Annotated in this window: 14 protein-coding genes and 1 tRNA gene; 10 read left to right on the top strand and 5 right to left on the bottom strand. The window is 41.5% G+C overall.

What is annotated here, in order from left to right:
• Positions 1 to 68 precede the first annotated feature (68 nt).
• The 4 genes from HWV58_RS02670 (at position 69) to HWV58_RS02655 (ending at position 4,269) form a co-directional block, all read left to right on the top strand.
• A complete protein-coding gene (locus HWV58_RS02670) occupies positions 69 to 1,253 on the top strand; it encodes a glycoside hydrolase family 88 protein (RefSeq protein WP_175632578.1) in 1,185 nt (394 codons plus the stop codon).
• Between the two features lie 16 nt (positions 1,254 to 1,269).
• Positions 1,270 to 2,499 (top strand): DUF2264 domain-containing protein, encoded by a 1,230-nt coding sequence (locus tag HWV58_RS02665; protein ID WP_175632577.1) that lies wholly within the window; start codon positions 1,270 to 1,272, stop codon positions 2,497 to 2,499.
• Positions 2,500 to 2,585: 86 nt separating this feature from the next.
• On the top strand, positions 2,586 to 3,425 hold the full coding sequence (gene kduI / locus HWV58_RS02660; protein WP_175632576.1) for a 5-dehydro-4-deoxy-D-glucuronate isomerase: 840 nt from the start codon (positions 2,586 to 2,588) through the stop codon (positions 3,423 to 3,425).
• A gap of 79 nt (positions 3,426 to 3,504) precedes the next feature.
• Positions 3,505 to 4,269, top strand: coding sequence for an SDR family NAD(P)-dependent oxidoreductase (locus HWV58_RS02655; RefSeq protein WP_175632575.1), 765 nt, complete (start codon positions 3,505 to 3,507; stop codon positions 4,267 to 4,269).
• A gap of 95 nt (positions 4,270 to 4,364) precedes the next feature.
• Here the strand turns inward: HWV58_RS02655 and HWV58_RS02650 are convergent, their stop codons facing one another.
• Both HWV58_RS02650 and HWV58_RS02645 read right to left on the bottom strand, forming a co-directional pair.
• Positions 4,365 to 4,991 carry a carbonic anhydrase gene (locus HWV58_RS02650; protein WP_175632574.1) on the bottom strand — a complete coding sequence of 209 codons (627 nt, stop codon included), beginning with the start codon at positions 4,989 to 4,991 and terminating at the stop codon, positions 4,365 to 4,367.
• 298 nt (positions 4,992 to 5,289) lie between these two features.
• Positions 5,290 to 5,931 carry a Crp/Fnr family transcriptional regulator gene (locus HWV58_RS02645; protein WP_175632573.1) on the bottom strand — a complete coding sequence of 214 codons (642 nt, stop codon included), beginning with the start codon at positions 5,929 to 5,931 and terminating at the stop codon, positions 5,290 to 5,292.
• A 79-nt stretch (positions 5,932 to 6,010) separates the two neighbouring features.
• Between HWV58_RS02645 and HWV58_RS02640 the strand changes: the two genes are divergently transcribed.
• The 4 genes from HWV58_RS02640 (at position 6,011) to HWV58_RS02625 (ending at position 8,194) form a co-directional block, all read left to right on the top strand.
• Positions 6,011 to 6,706 carry an HAD family hydrolase gene (locus HWV58_RS02640; protein WP_175632572.1) on the top strand — a complete coding sequence of 232 codons (696 nt, stop codon included), beginning with the start codon at positions 6,011 to 6,013 and terminating at the stop codon, positions 6,704 to 6,706.
• Positions 6,703 to 7,338: a chloramphenicol acetyltransferase gene (locus HWV58_RS02635; RefSeq protein WP_175632571.1), complete on the top strand. Its 636-nt coding sequence runs from the start codon at positions 6,703 to 6,705 to the stop codon at positions 7,336 to 7,338. Before HWV58_RS02640 ends, HWV58_RS02635 begins: the two co-directional genes overlap by 4 nt.
• Positions 7,339 to 7,513: 175 nt before the next feature.
• A tRNA-Ala gene (locus tag HWV58_RS02630) sits at positions 7,514 to 7,590 on the top strand.
• A gap of 388 nt (positions 7,591 to 7,978) precedes the next feature.
• A complete protein-coding gene (locus HWV58_RS02625) occupies positions 7,979 to 8,194 on the top strand; it encodes a hypothetical protein (protein ID WP_175632570.1) in 216 nt (71 codons plus the stop codon).
• A gap of 337 nt (positions 8,195 to 8,531) precedes the next feature.
• Here HWV58_RS02625 and HWV58_RS02620 read toward each other — a convergent pair whose 3' ends face one another.
• From HWV58_RS02620 to HWV58_RS02610, 3 genes are all read right to left on the bottom strand, one after another.
• On the bottom strand, positions 8,532 to 8,942 hold the full coding sequence (locus HWV58_RS02620) for a hypothetical protein (protein ID WP_175632569.1): 411 nt from the start codon (positions 8,940 to 8,942) through the stop codon (positions 8,532 to 8,534).
• On the bottom strand, positions 8,914 to 9,255 hold the full coding sequence (locus tag HWV58_RS02615) for an aminoacyl-tRNA hydrolase (protein ID WP_217706933.1): 342 nt from the start codon (positions 9,253 to 9,255) through the stop codon (positions 8,914 to 8,916). Before HWV58_RS02615 ends, HWV58_RS02620 begins: the two co-directional genes overlap by 29 nt.
• Before the next feature lie 145 nt (positions 9,256 to 9,400).
• Positions 9,401 to 10,300, bottom strand: coding sequence for an AraC family transcriptional regulator (locus HWV58_RS02610; RefSeq protein WP_175632567.1), 900 nt, complete (start codon positions 10,298 to 10,300; stop codon positions 9,401 to 9,403).
• Positions 10,301 to 10,483: 183 nt separating this feature from the next.
• Here HWV58_RS02610 and HWV58_RS02605 point away from each other — a divergent pair, with 183 nt between their 5' ends.
• Complete coding sequence (locus HWV58_RS02605; protein ID WP_175632566.1) at positions 10,484 to 11,368, top strand: sugar phosphate isomerase/epimerase family protein; 885 nt, start codon at positions 10,484 to 10,486, stop codon at positions 11,366 to 11,368.
• A gap of 117 nt (positions 11,369 to 11,485) precedes the next feature.
• On the top strand, positions 11,486 to 12,652 hold the full coding sequence (locus HWV58_RS02600; RefSeq protein WP_175632565.1) for a mandelate racemase/muconate lactonizing enzyme family protein: 1,167 nt from the start codon (positions 11,486 to 11,488) through the stop codon (positions 12,650 to 12,652).
• Positions 12,653 to 12,654: the final 2 nt, after the last annotated feature.

Raw genomic sequence — 12,654 nt, 5'->3', positions numbered from 1 at the left:
CATCAGGATTTGCCTGTGCCGCAACCAGGGCCTGACAAATACTGATACTGAAAAACAAAAATGATAAGATGAAAAGAATCAATTTAGCCGCTACATTGCTCCTGTTGATGGGGTCAGTCTCTTTTGCCCAGAGCACGAAGAAGCCCATGGCTCAACTCATTAATGATGAATTTAAATTTGCTGCCGATCAATACCAGGTTCTGGCTAAAAATATTCCGGCAGGAAAAACACCGCAAAGTTTTGATAAAGGAAAACCTGTTAACTTCGATATTAAATGGTGGTGCAGCGGTTTCTACTCGGGTAGTTTATGGTACATTTACGAACAGACCAAAAACGACAAGGTAAAAAGTGAGGCAGAAGCTGCACTTAAAATATTAGAACCAAACCAAACCTTTACCGGTAACCACGATCTGGGTTTTATGATGTATTGTAGCTTTGGTAACGGCTACCGCATTACCAAAAATCCTGCTTACAAAGAGGTTATCCAGCGTTCAGCACAATCGCTGGCTACGCGTTTCAGGCCTAAAATTCAGGTCATCCAATCGTGGGACAAGAATAAATACTGGGAATGCCCGGTAATTGTAGATAATATGATGAACCTGGAAATGTTAAACTGGGCCAGCGATAACGGCGGCAACACGCGCTATAAAGAAATTGCCATTACGCATGCCAATACCACAATAAAAAACCATTTCAGACCAGATTTTAGCTCTTACCATGTGGTAGATTATAATCCGGTAACTGGCGGGGTCATTAAAAAGGCAACCTGGCAGGGTGCAGCAAACTGTTCGGCATGGTCGCGCGGGCAAGGCTGGGCTTTATATGGTTACACCATGATGTACCGCTTTACCAAAGACCAAAACTATTTAAAACAAGCCATCGGCATTGCTAATTATATCTTAAAAAATCCGAACTTACCGGCCGATAAGATTCCATATTGGGATTTTGACGCGCCATTAATCCCTTATGCCAAACGCGATGCTTCTGCGGGTGCAATTATTGCATCGGCGCTACTCGAACTGGGGCAATATACCGAGGGTAACGAAAAGGCTGAATTTAAATCGGCTGCGGAGACCATGATTTACTCCCTGGCAAGTGAGGCTTATCGTGCCAAGGCAGGTGAAAACGGCGGTTTTTTATTGATGCACAGCACAGGTGCTTTCCCTTTAAACAGCGAAATTGATGTGCCGCTTGTTTATGCCGATTATTATTATTTAGAGGCACTTGCACGATATAAAAAATGGTACCTGTAACAACAATTTAAACAAAATGAACCATAAATCACTTCTAACCATTATTGCCTGCTGTTTGTTTTTTACCGCAACAGCTCAAAATAAAAAAACAACTACAGGTGCCGAAGACCGCGCCATTTGGGTAAAGCAATTATACCGGATTGCCAATCCGGTTATTCATAACCTGGCCAACGAAACCTTAAAAAAGAATATGCCTGTAGAAAAAGCTCCTGGCTATGGCTTAAACGCTGCTAAAGTAACCTACCTGGAAGCTTTAGGACGTACAATAGCTGGTGTTGCTCCCTGGCTGGCCTTACCCGACGATGAAACTGCCGAAGGTAAACTTAGAAAAACAATGCGTACTGAGCTTTTAAAAGGGCTGGCCAATTCGGTAAATCCCGAGAGCCCTGATTATATCAGTTATCGCTCAGAGAGCCAGCCTATAGTTGATGCGGCCTATGTTGCGCATGCTTTTTTACGTGCCCCAAAAGCACTTTGGGAGCCACTTGATGAAACAACCAAGAAAAGATTTATCGAAGAGTTTAAGTCGCTCAGAACCCGTAGCGGCGCGTACAATAACTGGTTACTGTTCTCAGGCTTAACCGAAGGCTTCTTATTAAGCATTGGCGAACAATACGATCCGGCCCGTGTACAGTTTGCCATCAATAAAATGAAAGAATGGTATGTAGGCGATAGCTGGTACAGTGATGGCGAAAAATTCAGTATGGATTATTATAACTCTTATGTAATACACCCCATGCTGGTCGATCTTTTAAAAGTGCTGGTTGAGAAGAAAAAAGCACAGCAGGCAGATTACGACCTGGCTTTAAAACGGATGGTGCGTTATTCTGAATATCTGGAACGCATCATTTCTCCGGAGGGCACATATCCTGCCTATGGCCGTTCTATTACCTACCGCACAGCTGCATTTCAGGCTTTGGCACAGGTAGCATTGATGGAAAAACTGCCCGAATATGTTAAACCTGCACAGGTTCGCGGTGCTTTAACCAGGGTAATCTATAACCTCTATAACGGGAATCAAAACTTTGATGATAAAGGCTGGTTGGTATTGGGCTTTAACGGGCATCAGCCCGAAGTTGCAGATACCTATACATCTACAGGTAGTTTATATATGGCAAGTCTGGGCTTTTTAACGCTGGGTTTACCTGCTGACAATAAATTCTGGACAGATGCTCCAGCTCCCTGGACCAGTTTAAAAGCCTGGGGCGGAGAAACGATAAAAAAGGATTATAAAGTTGAGTATTAATACCAATAATCAATATCGTATAAATATATTTGCGGGTAAGATTTGATACCAGTTCAAATCTTACCTCACAACTCAATTTTTAACCAATGAACAAATTCGAAAGCCGTTACGCTCAAAGCCCAAAAGAAGTTAAACAAATGGATACCGCGGCCCTGCGGGATAATTTCTTAATTGAAAACGTGTTTGAAGCCAACCAGGTAAACCTAACTTTATCTCATTTTGACAGATATATTGTTGGCGGAGCAATGCCAATTGACCAGAAAATAGCACTTCCAAATCCTGATGATTTAAAAGCCAGCTACTTTTTAGAACGCCGAGAACTGGGTATTATCAACGTAGGCGGAAAAGCAATTGTTACGGCCGACGGCGAAACCTACGAATTGGATTATAAAGAAGCTTTATATATTGGTAAAGGCACTAAAGAAGTGTTTTTCGAATCGGCTGATAAAGGTGCGGCGACAAAATTATACATCAATTCAGCACCAGCGCACCACACTTACCCAACCAAAAAGGTAAGTAAGGCCGAAGCCGAAATTGTAGAACTGGGTACACCAGAAACAGCAAACCACCGCATTATTAATAAATTATTGGTAAATAGTGTTTTGCCAACCTGTCAGTTACAGATGGGAATGACCGAATTAAAATCGGGCAGCGTTTGGAATACCATGCCTGCGCATACGCACGACAGAAGGATGGAAGCTTATTTTTATTTTGAAGTGCCACAAGGACAAAGTGTTTGCCATTTTATGGGACAACCACAGGAAACACGCCACATCTGGATGCAAGGCGATCAGGCGGTAATTTCGCCAAACTGGTCAATCCACTCAGGTGCAGGTACCAGTAATTATACCTTTATCTGGGGTATGGCTGGCGAAAACCTTGATTATGGAGACATGGATCACTGCGCAATTACAGAATTGAAATAAACCGTCATCTCGACTAAAGCGTGCCAATTATATTGGTAGCGGAATGGAGAGATCTTACAAAAGTATCAATAGAAAACACATGTCAAACGTATTTAATTTAGCAGGTAAAACTGCATTAGTTACCGGTTGCAAAAGAGGAATTGGAAAAGCCATGGCTTTAGCACTTGCAGAGGCAGGAGCTGATGTTATCGGTGTATCGGCCAGCCTTGAGTTACAAGGTAGCGCCATAGAAAAAGAAGTTCTGGCGCTAGGCCGTAAATTTTATGCTTACCAGTGCGATTTTAGTAAACGCGAAAACACACTTGCATTTGCTGCGCAGGTAAAAGCCGATCATCCGGTAATTGATATTCTGGTAAACAACGCCGGAACCATTTTGCGTAAACCCATTGCCGAACACCCTGACGAATATTGGGATGAGGTAATTGCGGTAAACCAAACGGCTCCGTTTATCTTAACCCGCGAAGTGGGCCGTGATATGGTTGCCAGAGGTAGCGGAAAAGTAATTTTTACCGCATCGTTATTATCGTTTCAAGGTGGTATTACTGTACCAGGCTATGCTGCAAGTAAAGGTGCAATTGCTTCTTTAACCAAAGCTTTTGCCAACGAGTGGGCATCAAAAGGTGTTAATGTAAATGCCATTGCTCCAGGTTATATTGCTACGGATAATACGACCGCTTTACGCGAAGATCAGGATAGAAGTACTTCAATTTTATCACGTATTCCGGCAGGAAGATGGGGTACGCCCGAAGATTTTAAAGGACCAACTTTATTCCTGGCCTCAGCCGCAAGTGATTATGTGCATGGAACGATTTTAACCGTTGATGGCGGTTGGATGGGACGATAGTTTAGTTCTGAGTCTTTAGTCCTAAGTCTGGAGTCGGTATTAAAAAGAAACCCCGCAGGTTTTAAAATCTGCGGGTTTTTTTATGTCAGCTTATTCTAGTAGAGCTTATAAATCTCTGTAATATCTTTCAATATTTTCTCGAAGTCGATTTTCAGGTCAATTAACCGGCCAGTTTTAATATCAAAAACCCAGCCCTGCACCGTTAATTTACGGCCAACAACGGCTTCCTGCACTGCTGCTGTTTTAAGCAGGTTAACACATTGCTCCTGAACGTTAAGTTCAACAAGACGGTTGTAGCGTGCATCTTCATCAGCTATGGCATTCAATTCATCCTTATGTAAACGGTAAACATCGCGGATGTTTCTTAACCAGGGATTTAAAATACCCAAATCTGCAGGCTGCATAGCTGCTTTAACGCCGCCGCAGTTGTAGTGGCCACATACTACAATGTGGTTTACCTTTAAATGCCTCACCGCGTAATTTAAAACCGTCATTACGCTTAAATCTACGTTGTTTACCAGATTGGCAATATTGCGGTGAACAAACGCCTGCCCCGGTTGGATGCCCATTAAATCTTCGGCAGTAACACGGCTGTCAGAACAACCAATGTATAAAAATTCGGGGCTTTGGCCTTTAGCCAGATCCGTAAAATAATCCGGATTAATGGATAGTTTTTCAGCAATCCATTTTTCGTTGTTTTTAAAAACTTCTTCTACATTCATAATTTAATTCAATAAGGCATGTATTGTTGGTCGGAAAAATTGTAGTATTTATAGGGGCATAAAACTATAAAAGATTTCCAGATTTTGATAACAAATTAAGCCCTTAAAAGTTTAAGGCTTTAGGAAATTTGCTTATACTTAAAATTTCCAGCGCCTGTGTTTTTTATACCCCACTAAATTAGCTTAGATGTTTTGTAAATAAAGCAACTATAAATTAGTGAAAGGTCTTCGACAGGCTCATACTGGCAAGTAAAAGTCGTTAACTGACTGGGAAAAAAACACCATAAAGTTGTAAGAATTATTTTAATCGCTCTACCAGTTTTTTAATGCTGGTGGCAGCCATCATGTTTTTAAACTCAGGCATATCCTGATGGTCCTTCTCTATCAATTGCTTTAAGCTTCTGTTAAAACTTCTCACAGAAATTCCGAGGTAGGCTGCCATGTCATCTTTTGAGATAGAGATGTGTTCATCAGCCTGTAACTGGAGCAATTTTAATAAGGCATATTCAACCGTATACAATTGCTGAAAAGAGGCCCTGGTGCTGGTTTGTATGATCCTGGTTGATAGTTCCTGGAGTAAGATTGTAGTAAATTCACTACTTTTTTGTATCAGCGAGAGGAAAATATGATCTGGAATCACATAGGCAGTAACTTCGCTAATGGCAGCCACGTTGCATAAGCAATCGATCTTTTTTAGGGCTTCGAGCTCGCCAACAACCTCACCCTTGCCCAAAAACTCAATAATAAAATCCTTGCCGTTTTCTTCTGAGATAAAGCATTTGCTGATGCCCTCTTTAATGATGTAGATATTACTGATTTTATCGCCCTGCTCAATTAACCGGTAGCCTGCCTTAAAACTTTTCAGGCTAATATTAACGTCGGCATTTTCGCTGCTAAAACGTTCAATAAAGGAGAGGAAGGCGAGATTAGTCCGTAGCATATTCTTTTTTGCCGAGACAAATGTCCTTTTTTATCAGGATTACCGGCGTTACTTTTGTGGCACTAAAGTAAGCATAACCATGAACAATCAGATTACCGTAATTGCTTTTGATGCTGATGATACCCTTTGGGTAAACGAACCTTACTTCCGCGAAACAGAAGATAAGTTTGCTGCCCTCCTGGAAGACTTCATACCACGCCACAGTATAATTGCTGAACTCTACAAAACCGAAATTGCCAATTTGCCACTCTATGGTTATGGTATTAAGGGTTTTATGCTCAGTATGATCGAAACGGCGATGAGGATTACAGTGGGGAAAAATGACCCCAAAGTTGTGGAAATGATAATCGAATTGGGGCAGGAAATGTTGAACAAACCCATCGAACTGCTGGATGGCGTAGAGGAAGTACTTAAAGCACTGCACGGAAAATATAAACTGGTAGTGGCTACTAAGGGCGATTTGCTCGACCAGCAAAGGAAATTAACCAAGTCGGGTTTAGACCATTACTTCCATCATATCGAAATTATGAGCGATAAACAGGAAAAGGATTATCAAAAACTGATGAAACACCTGGATTGCCAGCCCGAATCGTTTTTGATGCTGGGTAACTCCTTAAAATCGGATGTGTTACCAGTACTCAACATTGGCGGGCACGCTGTGCATATTCCGTACCATACCACCTGGGTGCACGAAAGTATTGACCATACCATTGAGCATCCTAATTTTTACGAGATGGAAAGCCTGTCGGAAGTTTTACCAAAATTAATTGAATGAAAGAAAAAATAGATATAGACACCTGGATCAGAAAAGATCATTTTAAATTTTTTAGCACATTTGGCGAGCCATTTTTTGGTGTTACAGTAGATTTAGATTGCACAGCTACTTACAGGAAAGCGAAAGAGAAAGCTGTCTCGTTCTTCCTGCTTTATTTGCATAAATCGCTTGCAGCAGCAAATGCGATAGAACCTTTTAGTTACCGCATTATTGATGGCGAAGTTTGGAAATACGACCGCGTAAATGCTGCCGCAACCATTAATCGCCCAAACGGTACCTTTGGTTTTGGCTACCTCGATTTTTACGAAGATTTTAACGATTTTAAACTGGCAGCCGATCAGGAAATCGAAAAGGTAAAAGCTACAACAGGCTTAATTCCATCTGCTTCGGGCGAAAATGTAATTCATTACTCGGCACTTCCCTGGTTAAATTTCACTTCACTATCTCATGCCCGCAATTTTGCTTTTCAGGATAGCTGCCCGAAAATCTCTTTTGGTAAAGTGAGAGATGAAAACGGAAAAAAAATAATGCCGGTTTCGATTCATGTAAACCATGCTCTAATGGACGGCTTCCATGTGGCGCAGTTTGTAGATGCCTACCAGGATTTGCTGAATAACAAAGAACCTGTTTAACTGGATCGGTTCGATGGCATTTCTTCGCTTTTAAGCTGAAAGATGTGCTGCAATAAAAAAAATCAATTATCATTTGCTTTCGATAAAGTATTTGCTATTTTTGCAGGACAGGCAGGAAGCTTGTTTCCATTATCTTATTTGTTTATTCGGATTGGATTATTGGAATTTAAAAATTGGGGGATTAGCTCATTTGGCTAGAGCGCTTCGCTGGCAGTGAAGAGGTGATCGGTTCGAATCCGATATTCTCCACCACTAATATATTATTTATGCCTTTAGATTTATTTCTGAGGGCTTTTTTGTTAGCTTTTATTTTTGGTGCAATTTTTTTACTTTAAAAGCTATCTAAATTATTTTATTCTATTTTGGAATTAGACATAGGGCATTAATATTGGTTTTTCCTCTCATTATGCAACCATTCGTTCAAATTCAAATTACCCTCAGTTTAACTTGGCGGCCCCTTTTGAGCCAGCGAGTTTTTTTCTACAATAAAATTATTTTACTGTTAAACGGTAGATTATCTAAATCTTCCACTAGCTCAAGCCTACCGCGCCGTTGCAGATGCTGACCCTGGGAATCCAAGTGCCGCAGTAAGGGCAGCACAACTTGAACAATTGCTCAACCATTATTAATAAAGCATCAAATGGATATTAAAATAACAAACGACTTCAATAAGCAAATCCTATTTTCGTTAGAACCGAATGGTACTATCATTGAATTGGAAAAGTTAAAATCACTAAATCTCGAACTCATTGCCAATGGAAAGAGTCCAATCCTAGAGCTTAAGGTAGGTGAATTCGATGGCAATATTTGTATAGCTATTTGGCCAGATCAAGGTGACTACGAAGTAAATGGCTAATAGTTTATTGAGAATATTCCTGAAAGCAACCTTATTACCGTGTTTCTCTATATTAAATGAAATTGGTATTTGCTAGGCTGAAACGTGAGTTGAACAATCTTAAAGAAAGGAAATTTGATTAATGAGAAGAATATCGGCTAATCAGTCGATATTCTTGTATGTGAGAAATCACAAAACCCCGCTTTGATAATTGCTTTGATGTGTTTAATGAAGCAAATAATAGCTATTTTGAAAAAGTGTATATTTCACTAAAAGTTCTCTCGTTGGTCAAGATTTGTAATCCCGTCCCATAGTGCGGCATTTCACCATCTTTAATCACCACTGTGTGCCGAAGGAGCTACACCCCAAATTCCTTACAATAATGAGTCAAAATCTGAATGAGCTCTACCGCATAGTTAACAGTAACTTTCAAAACCGCATCGCCACTATAATTTATGGCTATAACCTGCTCCTTTACATTAAAGCCTACATATAACTTGGTCTGGCCTAAATCCCAGTAAACCAGTTCATCAGCGGTTTTAAACAACTGGCCCTGATAGGGTTCTTTTGTATAACAGGAGCTGTTCCAGATGGATTGGGCGATGGAAGTTATTATTGAAATGACTGCTTCAGCATCTTCTTTGGTTAATAAGCAACTTTCACTGGTTTCTTTATCTAATTCAAGGTGTATTTTATCGCCATCCCTAAATAATAAAATGCTACCGCTTTTAACCAGCCATTTATAAACCTGTTGTTCCTGATTGTTCATGTTCAGCGTTGTTATTGGGTACCCACATCCTAAAAAACTTAAACATTTTGGCATATTCTTCCCTGGGCAAAAAGGCTATACAAACTTCCTGATTGTCTAATGCCGATTCGGTAAGTACAATATGGTCTGCTTCCTTTTTAGCGTTTGCAAACTCCGTTTCAGAAACAACACAAACCACCTTCTTAAATATGCCATTTATCCAGGTTTGCATGTTTGCTGTGTTTTCAAATTTTCTAAAACAGGCAAGGGAGGCATGTGCCGTAATAACAGGTACCATTTTATCAGGAACCTCTCTTTTAACTAAAATGTACATCTTCATGGTCTGGTGAGCGCTTTGCGAAGTTGGCGTTGATGATAAACTTACAGAAAAAATGTGAAGATGAAGCGTTTATTCCCATGCGTAACGCAAATTCAACTTTCCCGATTACCTTTTGTATTAAACCCTGGCCCTAAGTTTTTCAATCAGTATGCCGTAAAAAGGGCCGATCGGCATTACTTTCCATAAATACTTTACGGTATTCCCTGGGCGATATACCTTGCTGGATCTTGAATTGCCGGTTAAAATAAGAAACATTATCAAAGCCACAGGCATAACAGATGGCCGTGATGTTGTCCTCTTTCCCAATTAGTAATTTGGTGGCATGGCTTACCCTGATCTCATTTACGAACTGTGAGAATGTTTTGTGGGTGCTGCTTTTAAAATAGCGGCAAAATGCAGCTTTGCTCATACAGGCGATGGAAGCAGCCGATTGGATGTCTATCTCCCGATGATAATTTTCGAATACATAATTGAAAATAGAAGCCAGTTTTTTAGCGTTACTTTCTTTATGGCGTATTTTTCTGATATCGTCTGTAATGAGTAATGCCCCTTTCTTATAGCTCAAAGAAAGTTCTTCCAATATTTGCAGCAACAAAATCAGGTTCTTCATTTGTTGGTTGGGCTGGAACTGAAAGAAACGGCTGCTGATGGAAGCCGCTGCAGTGCCGAATTTTATACCATATTTCGATTGCTGTAACAGCTCTTTCACCGCCCTCAGTTCCAGGGTTTCAAAGAATTCCTTTCCCATAAAATCTTCAGAGAATTGCACTACAATGGCATGCGCTACTTCTTCATCCGTTGCCGTTAGGATATCGCTCGAAAAACAATGCACCAGCCCTGGCCCGAACATAAAAACCTCACCTTCCTGATAATTCATCACCTTATTGCCCACATACACCTGACCCGAACTTTTTACAATCAAGATCAGTTCATAACCGTGATGAAAATGAAAAGTATTGGTAAACTGTGGCTGACAGTATTCCTTAATGGCGAAACTGGCATCTTCAGGAGTGGATATCGGTCGGTAAGAAACTTTCATAATTACTGCTTTTTGGTACAATAGTTATCTTTGGGAGCTAAATTTTGCTATTAATGTAAATATAGTATCAAAAATGAGCAAATGAAGTATTTTTATTTCAATTGAAATCTGAATAAGTTTGTTTTACCTGGACGCTGTTGAGCGCAGTGTCTACATTATACTAACCAAAACATTATACCTGATATGGAACTTGCAATACACAATTGGATGCGTGCTGAAACCATTGAAACAACAATACGAAGAGTTGCTGCAATTGGATATACCAGGCTTGAAGTTGCCGGAAACCCGGATCAGTACAATACAAAGGATGTACGAAAACTCATGAAAGAACATGGGCTGAGTTGCTGGGGTTCAGTAACCTTGATGCTTGGCGAGCGTAACCTGCTGGCCGGTAACGAGGGACAACGCGCAGCTTCTGTTCAGTATGTAAAAGATGTAGTGAAAATGGTGAAAGAACTGGATGGCCATATGGTTTCTGTGGTTCCTGCTACAGTAGGTAAGCTGGTGCCCGATGGACGGCCGGAAGAAGAGTGGAACTGGGCGGTTAACGCCATGCAAGAAATATACGAATACAGCGAAGCCGCAGGCGTACTGCTGGGCATTGAGCCCATTAACCGGTTTGAAACCTATTTTATTAACCGTGCCGAGCAGGCATTGGCGCTGGCTGAAGCAGTTGGCCCGAACTGTGGCGTATGTCTGGATACTTTTCACATGAATATCGAGGAAACGGATTTGTTTGAATCCATTAGAAAAGCGAAGGGTAAACTGGTGGGGTTTCATGTGGCCGATAATAACCGCATGGCACCGGGAATGGGAAATCTGAACTGGCAAAAGATTATCGATACCCTCCGGGAAATAAATTATAACGAGGTGCTTTCGGTAGAATTTTGCGCGCCATTGGATCGCACTCCTGCCAATCCTTATCCAGGTGCCATAGACGAAAAACCCGAAAACCTTACACCTGAGCAGGAAAAATTTCTGATAGACCATGGCAGCTCGTCGGTTACCGATGCATTTTATACCATGCTAACCCAACAATCATTTAATACCTTATCAAAACTTATTTAAGGCGTGAAAGCATCATAAGCATAGTGTTTACCAACGGCAATGAACGGAGCTTACCTGCTATTTAACACTAGTGCCATACAGATAATTCATAACCGATAAAAGACAAATTATATTTTAATGAAAATAACAAATGTAGAAGCATTTTGGTTACGTTGCCCCATACCTGAGGCGAAACAGCATGTATCAGATTATGGGCTTCTTACCAATTTTGATATGACCCTTGTGGTAATCACCACAGATACAGGCTTGCAGGGCTTTGGAGAAGCGAAGGCTGCGGTAGGCTCTTCTGGTGTATGTGCTTCCATTGTAAATTGTATAGAAAATGAACTAAAGCCCGTGTTGCTGGGCAAGTCGGTAAAAGACATTACACGGCTGTGGGAAGAAATGTATAACGGAACAAGAGACCACTATGCATTATCAAGGGGAAGAAAATTTCCTATCCTCGGACGGCGGGGCCTTACAATATCAGCCATGAGTGGAATCGATACTGCATTATGGGATTTGAAAGGGAAAATGCTGAACGTTCCTGTGCTTGATTTGCTTGGCGGTGCCTGCAGAGAGAAAATGCCTGCTTACGCAAGTGGAGGCTGGGCAGACCTGGAACATATAGGCGAGCAGTTGAATGGCTATGTGAGTAAAGGATTTGGAGGGGTGAAAATGCGTGTAGGCGTGATGGATGGTACCGTGCAGAAAAGTATAGACCGGGTAAAAGCGGCCAGAGCGGCACTGGCACCCGACATTAAGTTAATGGTTGATGCGCATGGCACATTCAGCGTACCTGAGGCGAAGCAATTTTGCCGTGGGGTAGAAGACTGTAATATCTATTGGTTTGAAGAGCCCGTTAGTCCAGACAACAGGAAAGGAACAGCAGAAGTGAGAGCTGCCACACACATACCCATTGCCGCCGGCGAAAGTGAGTTTACCAGTTTTGATATACACGATCTTTTGCAAATAAGGGCTATAGATGTTGTTCAGCCCGATGCGGCCATTATTGGCGGCATTTCGGAAGCCATGCGGGCAGGGCATCTGGCCAGTGTGCACCAGGTAGAGCTGGCACCGCATTGCTGGGGCTCGGCGTTCTCTTTCATGGCAGGCTTAACTGTGGCATTCGCATGTCCATCTGCAACAATTATTGAGTTTTCGCTCGGCGGAAACCCCATGATGTACGACCTGGTGAACGAGCAAATTAATGTGATCAACGGTGAAATCGCCGCACCTTCTGCTCCAGGACTGGGATTAACCCCTAACTGGGATTTTGTAAAACAGTTTAAACAGCCGGTATAAAA

Origin of the sequence: Pedobacter ghigonis (assembly GCF_903166585.1) — a bacterium.
Taxonomy (GTDB): Bacteria; Bacteroidota; Bacteroidia; order Sphingobacteriales; family Sphingobacteriaceae; genus Pedobacter; species Pedobacter ghigonis.
The sequence above is the reverse complement of the archived record's forward strand: the minus strand, read 5'-3'. Positions and strand labels throughout refer to the sequence as shown.